Below are 23,440 nucleotides of genomic sequence, written 5' to 3'. Positions count from 1 at the left end.
TTTTGAAATCAGTCTTTTAATGATAATTAGTTTTTAAAAACCTTAGCAATTCAGATTTTTTTCAACTTTATAGATGAAATTATTCCCAAGGCTTTTTGGGTCTACTTGCCCCAATAAAACTTTGCTTCCCAATCAATAACTCGAAAAATAATCTGAAATCCGAAATTAACGACCATAAAGGATATTTAAAAGTTGCGGGCTTATTTTTTTCAATCACAGCATGACTAAACCATGCAAAACCATACCCGAAAATCGGAATGTACCACAGAAATCTTTCTTTTCCTGAACTGATAACATATCCGATCACGAAAAAAACGAGTAATGTTCCGATAAAATGAAATATTCTGGTTCCTGTTCTACTATGTTCAGTAAGGTAAAACGGGTAAAATTCTTTGAATGTTTTTATTCTTTCAGACATGGCAGTTTTAGTTTAATATTAGAAGAATTAAAGCAATAATTTAGCCAAGATCAAAGAAAACTACTAAAAAGAAAAAAGACAAAACTGCGATTAACAATTTTGCCTTTTTATTATATTTTATTTCTAACCTATTGAAAATTAAGCTTTCCCAAGTTTACTGTTTTTTCTACCATAAGAAAAATAGAAAATTAATCCTAAAACCAACCAAATTCCAAACCAAGACCAGTTTTCTGTACTCATTCCTGTTAAAAGATAACAGCAAGAAATTAACCCTAAAACTGGAATTAAAGAAAGGTTTTTAACAAAAGCTAAGACAGAAATAACTATGCAAACCAAATAAAAAGAAATCAGCGGAATATTCTTCACTACATCTTTAAATATATCAGAAAAATAAGTGGGGAAAAGATAATTCACAAAAATCAAACTCAAAACAAATCCGATAGGGAAAATGTATTTTGAATTGATATAAGGAATTTTGAACTTTCCTTTTCTTTCAGCCATTTCTTCTTCACTTTGTGGCGAAAGCATCAATACACCTCCACAAACAAGAACGAAGGCAAACAAGGTTCCAATACTTGTAAAATCTAAAATTAAATTTTCGTCTGTAAAAAATATAGGAAGCCCTACAACAATACCTGTAAGAATTGTTGCAAAACCGGGTGTTTTATATTTAGGGTGGATTTCAGACAATTTTTTTGGCATCAAGCCATCTCTACTCATTGTCATCCAGATTCTTGGCTGTCCCATTTGGAAAACCAATAAAACACTTGTCATTGCTACAACTGCAGATATTGATACAATGAAAAGCATCCATTTTACTCCTTTTAATGCAAATATTTCCGCTAAAGGATCAGAAACGCCCAATTCTTTATAGGAAACCATTCCGGTAAGAACCAAAGCCAGGATAATATAAACAACTGTACAGATTACCAAAGAGTAAATCATCCCTCTTGGTAAATCTTTTTGAGGATTTTTCGCTTCTTCTGCTAAAGTAGAAACGGCATCAAAGCCAATATAAGCATAAAAAACTGCGGAAACCCCTGCCATAACTCCACCAAAACCATTAGGTAAAAACGGTGTCCAGTTATCAATGTCAACATAGGCAAAACCTACGATAATCACAAGAAGAATTACGGCTAGTTTTATGTAAACCATTAAGTTACTGAAGTTTTTAGATTCTTTAGTTCCTCTGTAAACCAAATAGGTAATTAATACATTAATTAATAAAGCAGGTAAATCAAATATTACTTTTAAACCTCCTAAAAGTGGTGGGTTTTTCCATGCTAAAAAGCCTTCTGCATTTTGTAGTGTTGTTATCTTTTTTTGAAGAATGGTTGCAATGTTTTGCCCTTCTTTCAGATGTCCTTTCACTTCATTAGAGGTTAAATAACTTTCTAAAGGAGAATTATGTACAAGACTGGCTTTATTCGACAGATAGTTATTTATACTTTGAATAAAAGCTGTATTATTATCAAAAATAGAATGTGCAGATTTATAATTAATGGTAAGCCATTCCGGCAAATGAATTCCAAATGTGTCGAGTAAATTGGTAAAATAACCACTCCACGAAAAGGCGATGTAAATATTTCCGATGGAATATTCCATAATTAAAGCCCAACCAATGATCCATGCAAAAATCTCCCCAAAAGAAACATAAGCATAAGTATAAGCACTTCCAGAAACCGGAACCCGCGAAGCAAATTCTGCATAACACATTGCTGTAAATCCGCATGCAACGGCACAAATAGCATATAAGAAAATAACACCGGGACCGCCAGAAAAACAGGCATTACCAATCGCACTGAAAATACCACCTCCAATAATTGCAGCAATACCGAAAAACGTTAAATCTTTTACACTTAAAACTTTGTTTAAAGAATGGTTTTCACCATCACCTCCTTCCAAAATTGTGGCATTCAATGGTTTCCTTCTAAAAAGTTGATTCATTCAATTCTATATTTGATTTCGAAAAAAGCAAATGTAATTATTTCTAGGAAATAATTTTTATTTTCTTAAGGTTTCTTATCAAAAAGTTAAGAAGTCTTAAAAAAGAATGGAGTTATTAACAATGTGTTAAAAGGCTTGTTTATACAATATCTTTTCAATATTTTCGTTGATAAATTGTGGATAAATATTTCCCGTAATTTTAAATATTAGACCTGATTTTCAGGCTTACACGTTTCAAAATTTAAAATTAATGAAATCAAGAAAAATACTTTTAGCGGTTGCTGTCATGTATTTCGGAATCTCCGATGCGCAGCAGTCTCAGTACTTTACACAACAGGAAAACTACAGATTCAATCTAGCTGAAAATCTTTATCAGACCAAAATATACAACGCTTCTCAATACGAATATGCAAGACAGTATTTCTATAATCAGAATTTGTCAAGGTCGAGGAAGGAAGCTGCGCAGTTTTTTGATAATGTAATCGGGGTAATTCTTCAGAAAAATCACGCAGAAGAGGGTTTGACTGCTTTTATGAAAGAATATCCGAATTCTGCCTATTTTGCTCAGGCAAATTTACCGCTGGCTGATTATTATTTGGCTAAAAAAGATTTTCAGAAAGCATTGGAAACTTTGAAAAAAGTAAATCAGTACCAGCTTTCAAAAGAAGAAAATACACAGTATATCCTGAAATTAGGGTATGCTAAATTCATGATGGGCGATTCTAAAGGAGCAACAGATGCATTGGAAGAAGCGTACAAAACAGCAGATCAATCTCAAAAAGGCGATATTGCTTATATGTTGGGTCACCTTTATTATTCGAACAGACAGAATGATAAAGCTTTTAAATATTTTGATTCTATAAAAGATCAGGCTAAATATTCTAAATTGGTTCGTCCTTATTATGTTCAGATGTACTATAATGATAAGGATTATGACAAGGCAATTTCCGAAGGAACAGCTTTGCTAAATGAAGATATTTCCGATTCTTATAAGGCTGAAGTTCACAAGATCATCGGTGAAAGTTATTTCATGAAAAATGATTACACTTCGGCTTATCCTCACTTAAAAGATTATCTGACTGTTCAGCAAAATCCGTCTGAAAATGATCTTTACGAGATGGGATTTGTCGCGGCTCAGCTTAAAAAATATGATGAAGCGGTTTCTTATTACAATCAGTTATTGAACAGTAATTCCGCTTTGGCTCAAAATGCTTATTATCAGTTAGGTAATGCTTATTTAGCGGTTGGTAAAAAACAAGAAGCACTTTCTGCATTCCGTTCTGCGTATCAGATGAATTATGATAAAAAAGTAAAAAAACTGGCGCACGAACAATATGCAAAATTAAGCTATGACATCGGAAACCCGTTTGAAAGTGCTTCAACAGTTATTCAGAATTATATTAATGAAAATCAAAATGATGCAAATGCTCCTGAAATGAGATCACTTTTGGTGAAATCTTACTTATATTCAGGAAATTACAAAGAAACGTTAAATGCGATTGACAGATTGCAGAATTCAACTCCGGAAATCAATAAAATCGATCAGGAAGTTTCTTACTTATTGGGAACAGAAGAGTTCAATAAAGGAAATTACGATGGGGCTGAACAATATTTATTGAGAAGCTTAGGATTTAATATCAATAAAGAATTCAATAACAGAGCATTATATTGGTTGGGACAGGTTTATTATCAAAAAGGGAATTATCCTTCTGCGATTGCCCGTTATGAAAAATTACTTACCGAAACTTTCCCAGAAAAACAGCAATTGCCTTACGATTTAGGATATGCTTATTTTAAATCTAAAAAATTCGATCAAGCGGAAACATATTTTAAACAATATTTGACCAATCCGAAACCTGAGTTTAAAAATGATGCGGAACTTCGTTTAGCGGACATCAATTATGCAAATAATAATTTGAACGAAGCGATCGCGATCTACGATAAAAATGAAGATGCAACAGATTATACTTTGTACCAAAAGGCAATGGCTTTAGGATTTAAAGGTGATACTCAGGCAAAAATTACAAATCTTAAAAATCTTTTATCTAAATATCCTGGTTCTGATTATTACGACGACGCTCAATACGAAATCGGAACGGCTTACGCAGCACAGGATGATTTTAATAATTCTAATGATTTCTTTAATAAAGTAATTAAAACTTCATCTGATAAAGATTTAGTAGCAAATGCATCGATTTACAGAGCGCAGAATTATATCGATCAGAATCAAGGTGATAAGGCTTTATCTGAATTAAGAACTCTTGGAGATCAGTATAAAAATACAGCTTACGCAGAAAAAATAGTTCAGGCTGCGAAACCTATCTTTACCAAAAATGGTGATGTTGCAGGTTATGAAAGTTTCGCAAGAAACTTAGGAGTAAATGTAGATGCTGCAGAAATTGATGAAATTAATCTATCGACTGCAAAACAATATTTCACGAAGAAAGATTATAAAAATGCGATTTCTTATTACGAAAAATATTTAACTCAAAATCCAACAGGAGAGGGGCTTTATCAAGCGAAATATGAATTAGGGGAAAGCTATTATCAAACAAAAGATACAACGAAATCTCTTCTGGTTTTACAGGAAGTTGCTAATGTTGCCAATGATTATCAGGATGATGCACAGACTCGTTTAGCTCAAATTTATGTAAACCAAGGGAACACAACTGAAGCTAAGAAGTATCTTGAAAATATTAAAAATTCATCAGATGTTAACATTAAAAATTACGCAAATGTAGAATTAATGAAGATCTACGCAGATGAAAAGAATTTCTCTCAGGCGGAAAAATTAGCTGATGCGGTAATAGCAAACAGTAAAAACTCGGCAGCTGTAATTGAGACTGCAAAAGTAATCAAGGCGAGAAGTTTGATGAATTCAGGGAAAGATAAAGATGCGCAAACCGCTTATACTTCTCTTGAAAAGTCTTCAAATACATCAGTTGCGGCAGAATCTTTGTATGCAAAAGCATATTATCAAAACAAAGGAAAAGCCTTTAAATCTTCTAATGAAACGATCTTCAAGTTAGCTAATAATTATGCTTCAGAAGAATATTGGGGTGCAAAAGCGCTGGTTTTGATGGCGAAAAATTATATTGGCTTAAAAGATAATTATCAGGCGAGTTACACTTGTGATCAGATCATTGAAAATTACAAAGATTTCCCTGAAATTGTTGCAGAAGCAAAAGAGGTTAAAAAGACTATTAAAAAGTAATGATATTTTTAGGAGAAAATCTTCCATATGAATATTCTATTTCTGAGCCAATGAAGCCGGAGATATGCGCAGAGCATTTTGCTACAATAATGAATAGAAAAGGATTTAACCTCAATTTTTCATTAGAAAGTTTAGAAATTGAAATTGATCAGATTTTAGAGAAATATTCAGAGCAGGATCTAAATGATCGAAGTATTTTAGAGGCTTTTCTAACGGCGTATATTGGAGAGTCAGTTATCAGATTGTTTGGAGGAAATTGGGCGGGCGATTTTTTTGCTCCTTTAAATAGGTCAGGAATAAATTTTTATACATCTTATATTGTTATAAATGATTTTAGGTTTAATCCTAATCACTTTATAGGTTATTACTTAAATAATGGTAAAAAATCTGAAGGAACATTTTATAATTATTTGTATAAAAGAGATGAAAGTGTTGGAATCTTCCACGATTTTTTAGGTGGAGGATTAATTAAAAAAATAAACAATAATATTCAATAGATTTTTAAATCCTTTGTGATTAAAATTAAGAGTATGAATAAGAAAATTCAAATATTATCTATATTATTTTTAGGGATCTCGTCGGTTGCGTTTTCCCAGATCAAAGAAGAAAAGCTGATTCTTAATAAAAAAAGAGAACCGGAAGTAAAAAAGATCGAAAAAAAGAAGACTTCTGTGGAAACAATTAAAAATTATCCACCGGAAGAGAAATCTCAGAACCCTGTACAATACAATATTACAGATGTTCCTGCGGTTTCGGATTTCAAAACTTCGACGATTCAGGGAGCGGATGTTACTCCGAAATTTGAAGGTTCGGCTCAGAATAATTACATCCAGTTCGGAATGGGGAATTACGGCAAAATTTTAGGTGATGCCAATATTTCTAAAACATTACAAAATAAAATTGAAGTAGGGTTAGATGCTCATTTCCTATCCACTCAAGGGTTGAAAAAAGAATATGATTGGGATTCCAAGCAAAGTTCTACAACGTTGGGAGCTTATCTTAATTCTTACGCAGATAAGGGAAAATTTAATTTGAATGCCGAATATGGCTTAAACAGCTATAATTATTATGGTATTTATGCCTTAAATCCTGGAGATGTTGATTTGGATCAAAGAGTGAATCAGTTTAAAGTAAATGGTTATTACGATTTTTATTCCAATGAAATTTTAAATGATGTACGTGTAAAATCTTCATTTTTAAAAGATCATTTTGATGCTCAGGAAAATCAGGCTTCAGTGTTGGCGAATTTCTCTAAACATGGCGTTGAGATCGGAAAATCCGGAATTAATTTAAATGCAGATTTAGGCGTTGAATTGGAAACTGTAAAATCTGATTTTGCTATAAGAGATAAAAATTCTTCAAACTTTTTTAATACAAGTTTAACTCCAAAAGTGACATTTAGCAAAGGAGATTCTTATTTAAGATTAGGTTCTAACTTTTCGTTTTTGAATGCCAAAAATTCAAACGATCTGATGGCGGGGCAAATGAAAAATAATAAGACATATTGGTTTCCGGAAGCGGAATTTCAATTTGCTGCAGCCAAAGAATTTAAATTTTACGGAGGAGTTGACGGAGGTTTGAAAATCAATACATATGCTGATTTATTGCAACAAAACCCATTCATTGTTTCTGATCAATATTTAAGACCAACAGAAACAAAATATCATTTTTATGTAGGTTTGAGAGGAGATATCGATGAAATGTTCAAATACGATGTTTCAGCAGGCTATGGAAAAATGAGAGATATTATGTTCTTTAAGGCAAACAGTATTTTTGATAACAGCTATACTTTAAACCGCTCTGCCTACAACTTTGCCAATACTTTTTCGACAGTTTATGATGACGGAAATGTAGGTGATATCAAAGGGAGTTTGCAGTATTTTCCTTTGGCGAATTTAGTACTAGATACAGAAGTAAAATTCACAAAATTTGACTTAAATAATTACGAAAATATTTACAACGTTCCATTGTTGACAGCAAGTCTTGGAGCGAAGTATACAATGCTTGATCAGAAATTAATGCTTGGTTTTAAAGGGATTTTTGCAAGTGACAGAACAACGAATTCTTTCATGATTGAAGGTGTCGGAAGCCCGATGTTTTACCAATCTACAGAGAATACGAATGACAAAGTTGGCGGCTATGCAGATTTAAATCTTTCGGCAGAGTATAAAGTTCACAAAAATTTCAGTATTTTCGCGCTCGGGAATAATCTTCTGAGCTCAAAATATCAGACGTACAAAGGATACAAAGTTCTTGGTGCACAGATTTTGGGAGGAGTGAAGATTACTTTCTAAAATAATTATTGATAAATGATAATTGATGAATGATTATCATGTCACTTATAAATTATCGTTTATCAATTATAATCGGCTTCGTAGTTCAACTGGATAGAATATCGGATTTCGGCTCCGAGGGTTGGGGGTTCGAACCCCTCCGAAGTCACTAATTGCAAAAAGCGCCAAATAAAAAGTTATTTGGCGCTTTTCTAATTTTAATCATCACTTGGAAAAATTGCTGTAGAAATTTCAGAAGAAAATTTTTGCCGAGAATGAAAAAAAATTAATATTTAAATAAAATAACCATTCAGAAAATTAAACAGCGAACAAATGAGAGAAGATCATCAAATAGATAAAACATCAGAAGCATATAAAAGATTAAAAGAAATTTTAGGAGAAGAACCTTGGGAAGATTATGCAAGATCAAGAATAGAACTCAAAAATTTAACAATTGACGATTTTTCTATCATCTTGCCCTGGATCAGTAATGTAGGAAGATTGTATCTCAGCGATTCTACCATTTCCAATTTTTCAGAATTATTGAAGTTGGATAATTGTTATTCTTTTCATCTGGATAATGTGGCGTTCACAAACAACGATTGTGAGGTAACGAGAGATTTTCCAAGTGAACTTCATTTTTCTAATATGAATTTTGATGCAAGCGGGCTGAATTGCTTTCCTACATCAGTTAGTAAAGGACACCATAGCTTTTCTATTGAAAACTGTCATATTGAAAACATTCAAGAGCTAAGCAATATAGAAGGAATTTCTGCATTATATCTTGATAAAATAACCCTCACCTATCATCCAAGAAAAATAAAAGAGAAATCAATTTACAGGATTAGTGTTTCCGACTCGCAGTTTGAAGATATTTCTTTTATACCCTTTAAAAAATCGGTAGGGGATATTGATTTTGTAAACTGCCGTATAGGGAGCTTTGAGGGAATTTCGGAGCTTAAGGAGCTTGAAGAAATTGGATTTGATAATAATACGATAGTTGAAGATAAAAAGGAATTGAAAAATCCTTTTAATAAAAAAATTACCTGTGTTTTTTTGGTGAAAGGTAAAAAGCCACTTGCTTTAAAAAATGTATTAGGGCTCAAAAATTATATTAATCATATACATTTTACCAATTTTAAAGGAAAGACAATTGATAATCTGGAAAAATTTGAAAGGTTACATAATCTCACATTTGATAAATCTAAGTTTTATGTAGATGCATTTTTACCCATTGCTAAACAAATCAAAAGCGTAGAAATTAGAGATTCGGAGATTAAAAAACATAGTTATTTCAAGCATTTTCCTAATTTGACAAGTTTTGAATTAAACGGTTTTGGAAAAGATAGTAAAGATACCCGAATTTTTTCAAAACTGTTTCCTCTAAAAAAACAGCTGAAAGAGCTGGAGTTTTATGAATCTCAGGATAAACCCACAAACTATCCCATCGAAAAATTTACAGCACTGGAATCTTTAAAAATAGGTTACAATATTTCGTTACAGACTGTGGAATCTATTCTTGCTTTTAAAAAATTAAAAAAATTAGAAATAAGGATAGAAAAAACAAAGAAGATTATCGATTTGGGAAATCTGAAAAACTTGGAGTTTTTAAATATTTACAGTGAATCAAATTTACGTTGTACGGGATTTGAACATTTGAAACATTTAAAATCTTTGGACATAAGCAGTGACGGAAAATGTGATATTAATACACTTCCAAAAATGAAATCCCTGAAAAGATTGAGTTTTTACAGTTATGAAGATTGTGCGGTGAATGGACTGAGCCAGTTTCCGAATTTAAAATTTTTGAAATTAGAAGGGATAAAGAAACTGCAATTAAAAACCCTGAAAAAGCTGAAAGTTCTGGATTTGCAAAATAGTGCAATTAAGAATTTGTCTTCCATTGAAACTTTACCATCGCTTGAAAAATTAGATTTATCATGCATTCAAAATAATATTGATTTCACAGAAATATCGAAATTTCCCAATTTGAAATGGTTAACATTATTGGAAAGCTATGAGGTAAACGATATTTCAGCTTTAGAACCGTTAAAAAAATTAGAGCGTCTGGATTTATACAGAACAAAAGTTACGGATGTTCTGGTTTTGAATACATTACCAAATTTGAAGGAAGTCAACTTGGCAGTAGAGAATTACGAATTAAATCTTGAAGAGCAATTGGATCGTCCGGAAATTGCCATTTATTGTGGATTACCAATGGTTAATTTATGGATTTGGGAGAAGGACGAATTTGGAATTTAAAAAGACTGTAAATATCAAATTATTTTTATGTAATAGAAAATTAGATGTGGGTTTAATACTATTCAAAAAATTGTTTAAACTATGAGCGAAAAAAAACTATTAGAAAAAAAAGATTGGAACTATTATGTTTATGAAGAAGGCAACAATATCCAATTATCTGTTCCGATTCCTAAACCCACTCCGGGATTTGATGTTCTTTATACGTTAAACGAGTCTGAAAAGGAAAAATATTTATACACAGGTATTAAAGCGCTTGAAGAAAGAATTGAAGATATGAATATGAACTTTACAAACTATGAAATGAATTCATGGAGGTAATATTTCATGTTCACACAAAATCCATATAAGATGAACTCAATTCAGAATATGAGATTTGGGGTGAAATTATTTTAAAACTTAATGATCAGTCAGCAATAACTGAAATAGTGAATCATGAATGGAATATTCTTGAAGTTTATGAGTGGTTTCAAAAAAATAAGTCCATATTACTCACAGAATCATTTCCATTTTATTTTGAAGATGAAAAATGTATTGCAAACTGCAGAGATATTTTATATGAGAAAAATGATTTTAAAGACCTAAATGAAGAAATAGAGTATTATGATAGAGCCGAGAATTATTTCTCAAACCATTATTTTAAATTAAAAGGTACAGATATTCCAATGCTGTTTATCGGACTAAAAGATAATAACGGAGAAATATCTTGGTTTGATGATAACAAAAAAGAATATTGCTATTTTTCCTTTAATATGGACTACTTCATCAAATCTACTCAAGAGGAATTTACAGAGGTATTTAACAAATGGCTTAACAGTCAAAGTAAAAATCCTAAAGCCCTAAAAAGGATTAAAGAAATTGAACAATCATACACTTAAATTACATGAAAAGCATAAAGCAAAGATTAGAAGAAAACTATATCCTGGGTTGCATCAAACGTAATAATGCTTATCAATTTTACTTAATGCCAATAGCATGGTGGATTTTGAATCACGAAAAATACAATCCGGATTATATTTCAAATGATGGTCAATATGTTTTTAGGAATAATGTTTTTAATGTAACTGATGATCAGCAGGAGCCTTTTTTTATTTCTATTTCAGAGGATAAAATTTCTATATCAGAAGTAAAAAATATTATTGAAAATTTTTCAGAGGAATACTCAGAAATAATGTTTTTTATTGATTTTGATACAAAAGGATACATCAGTGCTTTCGACGATATTGAGGTAGAAACATATTTGCCGAATGAAACATGGACAGGAAAATATGAAAATCCACAAGATTATATTCCGAAGAATATATTAGATCAAATAAATTAAAAAACTCAACACAAAAAAACTCAATATTAACTAAAGTCAAAGAAAAATGAGCAGTTTTGACGTAACACTTTTTTTATTAAAAGAAAAACAAGATCCAAGGTCATTTATGATCGATTTTAATGAAAAATTGAAATCGATAAATGTTTTACTTGAAAAAGATGAGTATGAAATAGTAGTTTTTAACGACAGCCGAAACGGGGAAGAAAAAGAACATATTTATCTGAACGAATCAATGAATGATGAGCAAATAATAGATTTGGTCTGTTCATGGAAAGGATTGGGTTTGCTGTCTTACAGACATCCTGATTTTAGTATGCCATTATCAATTAATTACTTAACATGGGATGATGAATATCTCTATGGTTTTGATGTCGGATTTGCAAGCAGCGACACTATATTTAAAGAAGAACAACATGAAAAATTGATGACCAAAATATCTGAATTCATAGATTATGGATACGTTGTCGGAAATGTTGAAAATTTATCTGGAACTTATATATGGTTGCAAAATTTAGACAAAGTAAAAGAATTTATACTGAATAATTCTTTTAAAATTGATAGCAGAAATTGGAAAAAAATACGTTAAATAATATCCTGATACGTGATGAAAAAGGCTTTTCTTAGTGTGAGAAAAGCCTTTTTTTAATTTACCTTAAGTTTGTTATATTAGTTACTTTCTGCGTTTTTTTATCGATGGTAACCATTAGGTCAGACCATGTCCAATACTCACTATATTCAGAAACATCTACACTTCTAGGTTTATTAAAGCCTTCTTCCAGCATAGCTTTGGTCATTCCGATAATAATTTTCTTCTCAAAAACAGCTTCTCCGAAATTTTTTCCGTACTTTTTAATTAACGCTGCCTTTCTTTGCTCTGATTGTTGAGTTTCCTCTTCTTTAGTTTTATATTTATCACTATTAAAAAGATAAAGTAAATTGATAGTAGGGAAATATTTATCTTTTACAGTCTTAGGCATGTTATAGAAAAAATTATTTTGAAAATAATCAGGTATTGCAAAATATTCCTTCGCAAAACCGTCATTCATGGTAGAATAATTTTGATAAGTGATAAAATAAACTTTACGGGGCTTATCATAGCTAGATAATAACCCTTTTATCTGTTGTCTGGCTGCATAGGCTTGTTCTTCAGATAAATTAAGATTATTTACATCAAAATTTCTTAATGTTTTTACTAGTTTATGAGCTTCTGTTTCGCTTAAATAAAGCCTCTCGATTACACTTTTTATAGCCTTGGTACCTTCAGGATTCAGATCGTTTTCTTTCTTAAATTTTTCTAATTTTTCCAACGATTCCTTATAAGCTTGTGCAGCCTTTTCATAATCTCCTTTCCACAAATAATGATTTGTTTTAACAAAATAGCAGCCGCCCATTTCATAATAACTTCTATCTTTATAATCCATATTTTTGAAGCTATTGTTGGCATACGAAACTATCATGTTGTATTCGTTATCGTTAAAATTAGGATCAAAGCAAAAAGTAAGTAATTGGTCTACATCTTTGTTAAACCAATAGCTGTCAGGGTTTGCAACTCCTTTTTCTTGTAGATAGGTTAATGCTTCGGTGTATTTTTCTCCTTTAATGAATTTGTTGTACTTATTTTCATTTATCTTACTCTGTGCGGTCGCAGTAAGACTAAAGGCTATTAATAATCCTACAAATAGTTTACGTGTTCTCATGATAGTTGTTTTTTAAATCGGGCAAATGTAAATAAAATAATTAATATTCTATGCTTACAAAGTCCCGCTAATAAATGATTAAAGAATAAATTAATATTATATTGCATCTAAAATTTAAGATAAATTATTTCTCCTGATTTATAAAATTTGACATGAAGATACTTTACTTTAACTATATAGAATTTGTGATTGGACAAGCCGTAGATGCTACTTTTGCTAAAGATTTATATGAGGGATATAGAATTCGATTTATTGATATAAAGGAAATTCTGTCTGTAAATATTCATACAAAATATGAGTATCAATTTTCCGAATAATATTTTATAGCTAATTAAAAAAATAATATGATCACAGGAAAACAAGATAAAGAAATTCACATAGAATTTTTCTTGAAAAAGAAGAATATTGTCATTGATGATTTAAATAACATATCAGAGAATTGGAAATTGTATTTTCTTCGTTTTAATGAATTGGATGAAAATGAACTGAGAGATTACTTTTCTGAAAACAGTTTTTATATAGATGGCGCTGTGTCCGTAACATGTTATGGGAAAGGGCTCATCGGTTTGAAGTATTGGGATTTAATAGATCAGCTATGTGCGTATTTCATTAATTCTCTGTATGAAATCATCATTAATAATCAGGAATCTGAAAAATTTTATTTCCCCGATCAGCCTGTTGAAGTTATTTTAACAAAAGAAAAAGAACTTTTACATGTTAAAATAGGAGATCAAAATTCCTTTTGTTTAAACAGAAATAAATTTATCAAAGAGTTTCTAAAGGCAAGTAAAAATCTTTACAAAAGAATAAATGTTGATACTTACAAATTGGAAATTGAGAAGATAGAAGAAATTCTTCTGTCTTTATGAATAAAACATTCAATAATAATATGGCAATAGGTATAACACAGATAGATTTGAATAATTCTAAATCGGGATTTTATTATAATGATACACAAATGATGATCGACAAATATTTGTTGGGAGATCATTCTTTAGAAACAATTAATGCATTGATAAAAGAACTAATAGACGATGAGCTTCCGTTTTTTGCAGAAGAGGAATTTCCTTATACAGAACTATCTAGATGCAACTACACTGTGATTTCTGAAAGCACATTGAAAAAACTGCAACAAAATAAAATGTTGCCTTCCTTGTTAAAATATTCTTCGGATATGTATGTAAATTTTAAATATGAAAATAATGAATTTATACATCCGGAAGGAGAAAAAAATTATTTACATTCAAATATGCCATGTATGGTTTATTTTCAAAATAACAGAGTTACATTTTTTATTCTTGACGAAGATGGAGATGCATACTTTTCATATTCCTTGAATTATGAGGATTTAAAATAAGAATATTTATCAGAAAAAATAATTTTAATTTCTTTGAAACGTCCTATATTGCAAAAAAATTAAAAACTAATAATAAAAGGATAGTGAATATTTCCGACTATATCCTGTAAACTCAAAAAACATAATGAAAACAAGAAAAATTACCAGTTATAAAAAAACGGGTTCTTTTGATGCAGTTTCTGTTCAGTCTGACAGAATGTTGACAAGCTATCCAACGGAAACTTTAATAGAAAAAGATAAAAAATATATTGAACAGAAGATTCTGATTCCGGAATTCTCCGTTCCCGAATTTGTAGCGAAATTATATTCCGGTGGAGTATTCGGAAGTTATTATCTTTATTTTTCACCAAAAACACGATTGATTAGACAATTTTTCCAATGCACTTAAATTAATTTTCATGGCAATCGAACAAGATATTTTCAGTATTTATAAATCTTCGGATAACGAACTATATTTTGTATTAAGAACCGTTCTTCCTGATTTTAATAATGCATCCCAAAGTGATGAAGATAACAGTTGGGAAATCGAATCGAAACAACGTTCAGAACTTTTAAAATGTATCGGAAAACGTTACAGTTGCAGTAATTTTGAACGTATCGGAGAGCTACAAGGTTTTCCGATTGGCGAAATTTTTTATTCAGAATTTGGAGAATCGCAAGTTCCGGTATATTATATGGAGACAGATTTCGGGAAACCGTGGATTGTTTTCGGGACTGCTAATTCGGAAGAAGAATTTTTATCAGAATTAACTAATGAGGATAATGACGATTTACAAGCTTTAAATCCGGTAGGAAAGCCCATAAAAATCGATGCTTGTTTTGTCACTCTTAATGACTTTAATTTTAATTAAATATAAATTTATGAAAAAACTATTAACTTTTGCTGTCGTTTTAGCCGGCATTTCATTCGCAAGCGCACAAACTATTGAATCAGGAAGCCGTAATACAGCAGGCTACATCAAATCGGACGGAACGATAGAAAACAGCAGCCATTCCACGGTAGGATACATCAAAAGCGATGGTTCTATTGAAAATAAAAGTCACGGTACGATTGGTCGTATCAAAAGTGATGGAACTATCGAAAACAAAAGTGGTTCTACAGTTGGTTATGTTAAAAAAGACGGAACAGTAGAAAACAGCAGTCATTCAACTATCGGTTATATCAAAGATAACGGAACAGTAGAAAATGGCAGTCACGGTACTGTTGGCTATGCTAGCGGAATTAAAAAAGAATGGGCAGCCGTCGCATTTTTCTTCTTTAAATTAAATTAATAGACATTTATAACTACACGATTATTTAAAACTATTGATATGCTTTCCGAAGTATATCAGTAGTTTTATTTTGCCTATTGAAATTTAAAATTAAGGTAATGAAATTGGATGCAATTACAAGAAGATAATTGATTTATAAGATTTTAAAGAAAAACGATACAGATTATTTAATCAGAAATAAATTTTTCAAGATTAAAAATATTTTGGAAGAAATAAAAACAAAAAAATAATAACTATAAAATTTAAAAACATGGAAAACAATCAGATCATTTATTCATTAGAAAATAATGGTGATAAGGAAACAATTCTAAAAAACGAGGCTTCTAATTTAATGACCAAACTTAAAAATCAGTTCGGAAGTTCTTACTCTGTCACTGCAGACGAATTTGGTTTGTTTGATAAAGATTGGACCCATACAATCAAAATTAGAAAGGGAAATAAAATTGGAGCGGAAGTTATTTTAAAATGGGAGAAAACACAGCCGGAAGTTCTTTCAGTAGAGGTAGACGAATCTTCTAAAATGGGTTCTATCATAATTTATGGTATATCAATCCTTTTTATGACGATCGGAGCTTATATGGGAGGAAATCATTTGAGCCTTTGGCATTTTTACCGGGTTATAAAATCGCAGCGGGTTTAGGAGGATTAATTGGGTTAATTCCGGGAGCCATTATAGCTTACGTACTAAAATCTATTCTTCTTAAAAATGAAAAAGAAGAAAATAAGCAATTGGTAATGAATGTGATAAGTGCTTGTAAGAATGAATAAGGTCTTTAAAATTGGCTGTCTTATATTTGTTCTTTTATTCATTATTTGTGTAGTTGGTGTTACGATAGAAAAATGGAATAATGCTCCTACTCAAACCATTGCTTTTTTAAATTCCAGTAAAGAAATTAAATCAGTAACATTAGAGCGAATTAAAGAAAATGGACAACTATCCGATACTTATACTGTTAACCGTACTGTCGAACCCAATAAAACAGTAATTGAAAAAGTTCCGGAAGGAAATTATAAGGTAAGTGTCTGGAAATCTGACAATAATTTATACAATTCCACGGAATATAAAATCAAGCTTAAAAATCCGAAAGAATCAAATTATCAATTGTATCGATTTGATCTTGCTATGGATAAAATTTATGCAATAGTGAATCTTAATGCTTTGTATGAAGGAAATTCATTTGCAGATTACATGTCGAATGCAGTGGGAACTCAACATAAAAAACTTAGAATTGAAAAATTTTATAATGGCGGTTCATTGTTCTTTGTACCGGAAACTTACACATTCAGAACGTTTGTAGATATTAATGATGAAATTCCGACTCGAGTTAAATATGGAGAAGTTGTTTACGGATTATATGCTTTCCCAAAAACACTGCCGGGAAATCAGGTTCAGGACAACCTTTTCAGACAGATTATTGATAAAACAAAGTAAGAAATATCTTTTTTTCTTATGGAGAAAAATAAATTTTTTGAATTTTATCTGGATTTTAAACAAAAGTATTCAAAATTATATATTTAAGTCATAAAATATAACTAAAAACCCAAGAACGTCAACAGATAATGTTGGCGTTTTTATATTATAAATATTAGATTTTTTTCAAACAATAATATTTAAAAGCAATATAGTTATATAATTGATTTATATAAGTTTATATAAATGTTGCAGGAAGATATTTTTAGTAAAATTTTAATGAAAAACTCAATATAATTGAAAGAGATGAGAAGGGTAGTGCAGCAAATATTGCAGAAGTGAAAGCTTTTACAGAACAATTTTATCATTTTCAATTATTTAATCAAACTTATTTTATACAAAGCCTGAGTGTATGAAAATGTTCTTCTAAAAAAGCAATATAAAAAGGGATCGCCTTCACATTCTGCAATTTAGTTTATCATTTTGTGTGTTTAGAATCTTTTAATAATTTTCATTTTTACTGTGGACTTAGCAATTCAACGAAAATGGTAATGGAAGATATCAGAGCCGGAAATACTCCGTTTGCTGATAAATTAGGATTGGCTACTACTGTAACTCTGTATACCTGCTTATTGTCAAATAAACTGATAGTCGCCTGCGCAGAGTCTCTGTTTCCAACATTAAAATCAGCCGGAAAGTCCTTCCATGTATTTGCATTTATATCGTTCTGAGCATAATAGGTAAACCATGATCCTCCTGTACCTCCTTTCCAGTACCAAACTGATGTTCTTTGATTTAATCCGTTGATTCTGTACTGCAAATTGGAAACAGTAGGAGTTGTTCCGTTATATCTTATGGATAAGTTGCCGATGGTAGTAATAGAGTTTGTAGGTGTATTTGTATCAATCGGGGAAATTACATTTCTTACATACTGAAGATTAGCTACTGATGAATTCTGACCAATAATAACACTACATGAATTTCCTAAAAAATTGATAGGCACAGATATCGTACTAGGTGAGTTGAAATCCGGAGTTCCATTTACAGAATAGGTTATACTTCCGTTTCCACTGTTAAGATTTCCCGCATTCAAACTAAAAGTTAATCCGTTTTGGGTAAATGTTGCAGGAGAGTTATACTTTCCTCCGTTTCCTCCTGTATAAGGCACAGTCAGGGTTCCGCTGTATGATACACCTGCAATAAAGGTTGATGGAAAAATGCTTGAAGCAGAGCAGGTTAAACCTGTAATTGTAGGATTTACTATTGATTTATCATCAAATGATCTCCATTCAAAGCCATTCCAATAGACATAGCCGTTAAAATTCAATCCGGCAACACCAGTATTATAAGCAAGCAAACCCGTTGCCGGCGAAAGAATGGTTGTTTGATCTGTTGAACTTGCAAGAGCCACTCTCGGAACCAAAACTCCTTTATTAGAAGAGAAGACGTCCAACATTGCAGATGAATTGGGAGAAGATGTGCCTATTCCAACCTGAGAATGCATTGCAACTGATAGTAATAATGTAGTTGATAATAATATTTTTTTCATTTCTAAAATATTTTTTTACTTAAATCTTAAGTATTATTTCAGTCGGCGAAATTATTATGATTAAGAAAACAGGCAGAATAAACAGACACTTTATAACACTTTGGGAAGCCCCTCATTATCCATCAATTTTATAAAGTGTTGACAGATAGATGTTTTAATATATTACATTTCATTAAAGAACAGCATAAGATTGATGCTGGATTCTAAATTCATTTTTTTTCTAAGTCTGTATTTGATTGATTCTATCGCTTTGTAAGTAGAATTTGTAGCTATGGCAATTTCTTTCGTTGTTAATCCAAGTTTTATTAAAGCGCAAACTTCAAGTTCTGTATCATTAATTTTAGGACAGATCTCTTTAACTTTATTCACGAAAACAGAATTGGTTGTCAGAAATAAAGGCATGAAAGAATTATCTTTTCTGTTGATAGATTCAAAAATGTCGATTAAAGTTGCTACCGGATGATTGTCTGTTTTATTTATTGTAATTGTTTCTCCGGGTGATTTTGTTTTAAGCCAAAAATTAATGATATAATAGAAAAGTAATCCAATAGCAAAAGTAGCTGTCGCGCGTAAATAGCCAACATACAAATTACTGTCTCCAAAAGATCTTAATGTATTATTTTTCTCCCTGAAAAGAAACAAAAGGAACGTGATACTCACAGTGATAAACATGTATAGAATAATTCTTTTTAAACCACTGAATAACAGGAGAGAGTAAATAAATAACAGGCAAAAGACGGGTACAAAAAATAAGTCCAAAAAAAAATAATGACACAAAAAAGAAAAATAGATGGTCAAAATAATCATATCCGCAAATTTTAATTTTTCTCTGTATGGACTATGAATATTAAATAGCATAACCAGATTAAATATTAAAACAAATAATGTAGGATACAATAGCATTCTCTTGCTGCTAAAAAAGAAATCTGCGACGGATATAAAAAAGAAAATAATAGAAAGTGTGATGACTGTTTTGGATAATAATTTTGATTCTGCGGTTGTGATTTTTTCCTGCATGTGCTTTTTTCTATTCGGAGTTGTATGTTTTATGAGAGGTTTTACGAAATAATTTATGGCAAACATATAATTATGGTATTTTACGCGAGAATTAAACATCACTCAAAAACCCTCAAGCAAACCCTTGTTTTACCTTGACTGGATCAAGTGGCTGATTATCAATAATTTGTTTTTGATTATAAAAAAAAGGCTTTTCAGCCTTTTTTAAGAGAATGTGAATTGTAATTCATCTTAAAATGAAATACTGTATGTAACGTATTAAAATCCGGAAGGTTTACTTAAAGCCTGGGTTGAACCATTGGTTCCACCAAGGTCTTTTGGTGTGTCATCGATATTTTGCTTCGTGATAAGATATTTGTATGCCATTAAATATAAATCTACTTTAAAATTATTATAAGTACCATCCGGATTCATATAGTCCATTAATTTGCTGTTTATAAAGTTTGCTCTGATGTGCCATGTTCCGTTACTTCTGAAAGTATTGATATTGGGAGATCCTTGTTTTTTATCATTAATGCCATTGTTTCCATAATCAAGAGCAACTTTCGGAGAGCCGTTATTAAGCTGGAAAGAATAGTTATGTACCACCACTAAAAATTTGGTAGCATCTATTTTTGTATCATAATCTGTAATTCCCGTAGCAGGAACTCCGGAAATAGTAAGTTTTATATAATTAAACAACCCGCTGCTTTCAAGTGTTGGATCGTAGAGATCCAGTGAGTTTTTAGAAGTGGCAAGAAAATGTCCGCCTGTTTTGTCGGGTTCTCCGGGATTTCTAAGATATAAAGTATTGGTAGAGCTTGTTCCGTTTACATCTAGTGTTTCTGTGGGTGTTGCTGTTTTGATTCCTACTTTTGCATTCTGAGCATTAATGAACAATCCGGCAAAAACAATTATTACACTATAAATTTTTCTTTTCATGATTTTTTATTGAAGTCCTATTGGTGTGTTGGTTGATACTCCTGTAAATGTATTATTTACACTTCCTGTGTAAGTTCCCCAGTCTTTTACAAGTGCTTTTTCATAAACACAAAGAGTAAGCGACCATGTTCCGTTTTGGGCAGAAGTTGTACCTGCTCCCTGAAAGCTTAAATTAATGGCATTATAAGTTTTTCCTGCACTTGTCACAGAAGTTACTTCCGTAGAATACGCTCCAAATGATTGGTAAGGTGTTGTCGTAATTACTCCCGGTGTTGCGTCTGTGAAAACCGCACCAGTAATGGCAACAATGTACTTTCCTGTTTCCAGTCCTGTATTTAAGCTAACAACATCATCTTCACGGACGTTTTTAAGAATAATATTATAGGTATTAACAGGTGCTACGTTTCGGAGAGCAATATCAAGAAGTTTTACTTTTCCTACCGGTGTTGTATCCTTTGAACGTGTAAGAAGATAATAAGTACCTGTAGCGTATGAATTTGTAGTATCAATTACATAAGATTCTACCAAAGTTGCTCCCTTTACATCCAAAGTTCCTTGAGGGTTTGCTGTATTTATTCCAACCTGTGCGTTGATACAAAAATAAGTACCAATTAAAAATAAAAATGTGGTTATTTTTTTCATGATGTATTTTGAATTATTGAATTAAAGGAGCTGCTGCGGAACCAGTTCCAGTAGTATTGTTAACGGTCTGAGCAAAATTGAATTCTTTCGCATAAGCTTTATCAAAAACTAATAAATTAAGCGTCCATACACCCTTTGGAAGAGAATCATCCGTTGAGAACCCTACATAATCTGCTTTAAGCTTCCATGTACCATTTGAACTATAGGCAAAAATAGCGTGCATAGGAGTAATCCAATTTTCAGTTACTGTATATACAGGTTGTGTAAATCCATGGGAAGCAACGATAACTAAAAATTTATCTGAATTAATTTTAGTATCAAATTCATCTACCCAATCTTTATCGTTTTTATTACAGGTAATTTTAAACTGAATAAGATTAATTGGCGCCGGAGTAGTAGGTACAAAAGAATCGTTGTAAGATGTGATCTTGTTTTGAGGAGCCGGAGATTTTATTAAAAAAGAATAATTTTCATCTGCTCCCAGTTTTTCCAGAGGATCCTTTAAGGTCATTCCGGATGTCTTCATAGTGCCATTCACCGTTAATTCCTTTTCAGGAGTAGCCGTGTTGATGCCGATACTTCCTGCATTTTGAGCATGTGCTAAAAGACTGATACCGAGAAACAGTACTGTTGAAATAATTTTGTTCATTAATTTTTGTGTTAAAAAATGTATTTTTAGTTAATATCTGCTTGAAAATGAATGAAATATTAGATTTTAAAATTATTTTTCCATTTTGCGATCGTATTTCTGCTCAATTTGAAATGGATTGATAATTGGGTATTATTTAAATTGTATTCTTTCTGATATTCCAGAATTTTTAAAATAGATTGATCGTCATAAGAACGAAGACGCTGGTTATCAGATGTTATCTCATTATATCCAAAAATCTTTTGGTTGAGCTGAATGATATCCAAAACGCTTAATTCTTTTTTGGATAGTATAGATTTGCATTCATTCATCTTTTCAGGAAATTTTCTGCTAAGAATATCAGAATATATTTTTTTGTAAAAAGGCTGGCTTATTTTCTGTTTTTCTCTATCCATTTGTATAAAGTAGTTTTTGGAATGTTGTACTCTTCAATAATCTGATTTTTTGTTTTTTCTCCGCTCTCGATAAGTTCAAGAATAAAATTAATGACCTCTTTTGTATAAATATTTTTACGGAAATAGGGCATCTGAGAACTTTCTTTATCGTTTGTAATGATTGCTGAAGGAGGAGAATAAAGAATAAGATTTTGAGTGTAAATTCTGAAAAAATCATACTCTAAAATGCGACTCCATTTTAAAAGAATCTCACAATCAAGACTTTTAACAGTATACATGTCTAAAATATCCTGTTCGGAACAACCGAAAAATTTACAAAGCCGTGACATTTCTATTTCACATTCTAAGGCTCGTTTATGAAGCATTAAACCAATATTAATATCTTTGAAATTCATGTGATTAAGTCATTGTTGAATAATCAAAAACGTGTTTTGACTATTTGAAAATATTTTCATCATTTGTGTTAAAGACTATAAATTCTTTAGTTAAAAAATCCTCTGTTATTAGAAAATAGAGTAGTCTTTTATAAAATATTTCTATTATCATTTTATAAGTGTTTTTTTTAATTAACTATTAGGTTTTGCAATGTCTTTTGGGAAGAATTGAAAATTGATTCAGACTTTCTATAACTTATAGATTGCTAAACTTAATAAATTACTGTGGCAAAATTAATCCATTAGGACAATCAAAAAAATAAAATATAAATGGAATTTTTAATTTCACTGTAATTTGTTAAACGATTGTAAATTAAAATTTTACATAAGTTATTTTTTGAAAAGCACTATAAGGGGTACCCCGCAAAAATTCTCTAAATGACTCTTTGGATATATTGAAAAGAAAATTGAAACATCAATAAGTAATTTTCTATAAAGAATAGTATAATAAAAAAGTCGGCACAATTGTACCGACCTTAAAAATTAATATTAAAGAGATTTTATTTCCAGAAGCTCCATTTTAGCCCGTCAAATACAGCCATTGTTTTGCTCACTGTATCATAACATATGGTTCCCGCGATGGGACTTTTCATATTGGCAACAGGATCATTGACTTTAGGTAAAATCAACGCCTTATTGGCTGATTCCAAAATCAACACGCCTT

At 31.1% G+C, this 23,440-nt stretch carries 25 protein-coding genes and 1 tRNA gene; 16 read left to right on the top strand and 10 right to left on the bottom strand.

Going from position 1 to position 23,440, the window contains the following annotated elements:
- Positions 1–79: 79 nt before the first annotated feature.
- Entirely contained in the window at positions 80–418 is a 339-nt protein-coding gene (locus ABD940_RS00130; protein ID WP_345199492.1) for an Mpo1-like protein, read from the bottom strand.
- Between the two features lie 138 nt (positions 419–556).
- Positions 557–2,365 carry an amino acid permease gene (locus tag ABD940_RS00125; protein WP_345199488.1) on the bottom strand — a complete coding sequence of 603 codons (1,809 nt, stop codon included), beginning with the start codon at positions 2,363–2,365 and terminating at the stop codon, positions 557–559.
- Between the two features lie 250 nt (positions 2,366–2,615).
- Here ABD940_RS00125 and ABD940_RS00120 point away from each other — a divergent pair, with 250 nt between their 5' ends.
- The 9 genes from ABD940_RS00120 to ABD940_RS00080 all read left to right on the top strand — a co-directional run bounded on the left by ABD940_RS00120 (position 2,616) and on the right by ABD940_RS00080 (position 12,018).
- Positions 2,616–5,579 (top strand): tetratricopeptide repeat protein, encoded by a 2,964-nt coding sequence (locus tag ABD940_RS00120; RefSeq protein WP_345199486.1) that lies wholly within the window; start codon positions 2,616–2,618, stop codon positions 5,577–5,579.
- Entirely contained in the window at positions 5,579–6,076 is a 498-nt protein-coding gene (locus tag ABD940_RS00115; protein WP_345199484.1) for a hypothetical protein, read from the top strand. Before ABD940_RS00120 ends, ABD940_RS00115 begins: the two co-directional genes overlap by 1 nt.
- 33 nt (positions 6,077–6,109) lie before the next feature.
- Positions 6,110–7,873: a TonB-dependent receptor gene (locus tag ABD940_RS00110; RefSeq protein ID WP_345199482.1), complete on the top strand. Its 1,764-nt coding sequence runs from the start codon at positions 6,110–6,112 to the stop codon at positions 7,871–7,873.
- A gap of 74 nt (positions 7,874–7,947) precedes the next feature.
- Positions 7,948–8,021 (top strand) — tRNA-Arg (locus ABD940_RS00105).
- A 164-nt stretch (positions 8,022–8,185) separates the two neighbouring features.
- Complete coding sequence (locus ABD940_RS00100) at positions 8,186–10,114, top strand: leucine-rich repeat domain-containing protein (RefSeq protein ID WP_345199480.1); 1,929 nt, start codon at positions 8,186–8,188, stop codon at positions 10,112–10,114.
- Positions 10,115–10,195: 81 nt separating this feature from the next.
- Complete coding sequence (locus tag ABD940_RS00095; protein ID WP_345199478.1) at positions 10,196–10,432, top strand: hypothetical protein; 237 nt, start codon at positions 10,196–10,198, stop codon at positions 10,430–10,432.
- Positions 10,433–10,539: 107 nt separating this feature from the next.
- Entirely contained in the window at positions 10,540–10,989 is a 450-nt protein-coding gene (locus tag ABD940_RS00090) for a hypothetical protein (protein WP_345199475.1), read from the top strand.
- A gap of 5 nt (positions 10,990–10,994) precedes the next feature.
- Positions 10,995–11,432, top strand: coding sequence for a hypothetical protein (locus ABD940_RS00085; protein ID WP_345199473.1), 438 nt, complete (start codon positions 10,995–10,997; stop codon positions 11,430–11,432).
- Between the two features lie 46 nt (positions 11,433–11,478).
- Positions 11,479–12,018 (top strand): hypothetical protein, encoded by a 540-nt coding sequence (locus tag ABD940_RS00080; RefSeq protein ID WP_345199470.1) that lies wholly within the window; start codon positions 11,479–11,481, stop codon positions 12,016–12,018.
- Positions 12,019–12,079: 61 nt separating this feature from the next.
- Here ABD940_RS00080 and ABD940_RS00075 read toward each other — a convergent pair whose 3' ends face one another.
- On the bottom strand, positions 12,080–13,129 hold the full coding sequence (locus ABD940_RS00075) for a hypothetical protein (RefSeq protein ID WP_345199469.1): 1,050 nt from the start codon (positions 13,127–13,129) through the stop codon (positions 12,080–12,082).
- Positions 13,130–13,473: 344 nt separating this feature from the next.
- Here ABD940_RS00075 and ABD940_RS00070 point away from each other — a divergent pair, with 344 nt between their 5' ends.
- From ABD940_RS00070 to ABD940_RS00040, 7 genes are all read left to right on the top strand, one after another.
- Positions 13,474–13,998, top strand: coding sequence for a hypothetical protein (locus ABD940_RS00070; protein ID WP_345199467.1), 525 nt, complete (start codon positions 13,474–13,476; stop codon positions 13,996–13,998).
- A gap of 20 nt (positions 13,999–14,018) precedes the next feature.
- Entirely contained in the window at positions 14,019–14,486 is a 468-nt protein-coding gene (locus ABD940_RS00065) for a hypothetical protein (protein WP_345199465.1), read from the top strand.
- Positions 14,487–14,610: 124 nt separating this feature from the next.
- Positions 14,611–14,874, top strand: a complete 264-nt coding sequence (locus ABD940_RS00060) for a hypothetical protein (protein WP_345199463.1) — start codon at positions 14,611–14,613, stop codon at positions 14,872–14,874.
- 10 nt (positions 14,875–14,884) lie between these two features.
- Positions 14,885–15,337, top strand: coding sequence for a hypothetical protein (locus ABD940_RS00055; protein WP_345199462.1), 453 nt, complete (start codon positions 14,885–14,887; stop codon positions 15,335–15,337).
- A 10-nt stretch (positions 15,338–15,347) separates the two neighbouring features.
- The gene (locus ABD940_RS00050; protein WP_345199460.1) at positions 15,348–15,758 is read left to right on the top strand and encodes a 5-fold beta-flower protein; all 411 of its coding nucleotides are present in this window, start codon (positions 15,348–15,350) and stop codon (positions 15,756–15,758) included.
- A gap of 250 nt (positions 15,759–16,008) precedes the next feature.
- Positions 16,009–16,398 carry a hypothetical protein gene (locus tag ABD940_RS00045; RefSeq protein ID WP_345199458.1) on the top strand — a complete coding sequence of 130 codons (390 nt, stop codon included), beginning with the start codon at positions 16,009–16,011 and terminating at the stop codon, positions 16,396–16,398.
- Positions 16,399–16,518: 120 nt separating this feature from the next.
- Complete coding sequence (locus tag ABD940_RS00040) at positions 16,519–17,190, top strand: hypothetical protein (protein WP_345199456.1); 672 nt, start codon at positions 16,519–16,521, stop codon at positions 17,188–17,190.
- 496 nt (positions 17,191–17,686) lie between these two features.
- Here the strand turns inward: ABD940_RS00040 and ABD940_RS00035 are convergent, their stop codons facing one another.
- The 7 genes from ABD940_RS00035 to ABD940_RS00005 all read right to left on the bottom strand — a co-directional run bounded on the left by ABD940_RS00035 (position 17,687) and on the right by ABD940_RS00005 (position 22,737).
- A complete protein-coding gene (locus ABD940_RS00035) occupies positions 17,687–18,718 on the bottom strand; it encodes a hypothetical protein (RefSeq protein WP_345199454.1) in 1,032 nt (343 codons plus the stop codon).
- Between the two features lie 162 nt (positions 18,719–18,880).
- Positions 18,881–19,390 carry a helix-turn-helix transcriptional regulator gene (locus ABD940_RS00030; protein WP_345199452.1) on the bottom strand — a complete coding sequence of 170 codons (510 nt, stop codon included), beginning with the start codon at positions 19,388–19,390 and terminating at the stop codon, positions 18,881–18,883.
- A gap of 603 nt (positions 19,391–19,993) precedes the next feature.
- A complete protein-coding gene (locus tag ABD940_RS00025; RefSeq protein WP_345199450.1) occupies positions 19,994–20,656 on the bottom strand; it encodes a hypothetical protein in 663 nt (220 codons plus the stop codon).
- A 6-nt stretch (positions 20,657–20,662) separates the two neighbouring features.
- Positions 20,663–21,298, bottom strand: a complete 636-nt coding sequence (locus ABD940_RS00020) for a hypothetical protein (RefSeq protein ID WP_345199448.1) — start codon at positions 21,296–21,298, stop codon at positions 20,663–20,665.
- Positions 21,299–21,311: 13 nt separating this feature from the next.
- Positions 21,312–21,947 (bottom strand): hypothetical protein, encoded by a 636-nt coding sequence (locus ABD940_RS00015; protein WP_345199447.1) that lies wholly within the window; start codon positions 21,945–21,947, stop codon positions 21,312–21,314.
- A gap of 59 nt (positions 21,948–22,006) precedes the next feature.
- Positions 22,007–22,342, bottom strand: coding sequence for a helix-turn-helix domain-containing protein (locus ABD940_RS00010; protein WP_345199445.1), 336 nt, complete (start codon positions 22,340–22,342; stop codon positions 22,007–22,009).
- Entirely contained in the window at positions 22,318–22,737 is a 420-nt protein-coding gene (locus tag ABD940_RS00005) for a helix-turn-helix domain-containing protein (RefSeq protein ID WP_345199443.1), read from the bottom strand. The genes ABD940_RS00010 and ABD940_RS00005 overlap by 25 nt, the downstream gene beginning before the upstream one ends.
- Positions 22,738–23,440 lie beyond the last annotated feature (703 nt).

It is taken from the genome of Chryseobacterium ginsengisoli (assembly GCF_039542325.1).
GTDB classification, from domain to species: Bacteria; Bacteroidota; Bacteroidia; order Flavobacteriales; family Weeksellaceae; genus Chryseobacterium; species Chryseobacterium ginsengisoli.
The sequence above is the reverse complement of the archived record's forward strand: the minus strand, read 5'-3'. Positions and strand labels throughout refer to the sequence as shown.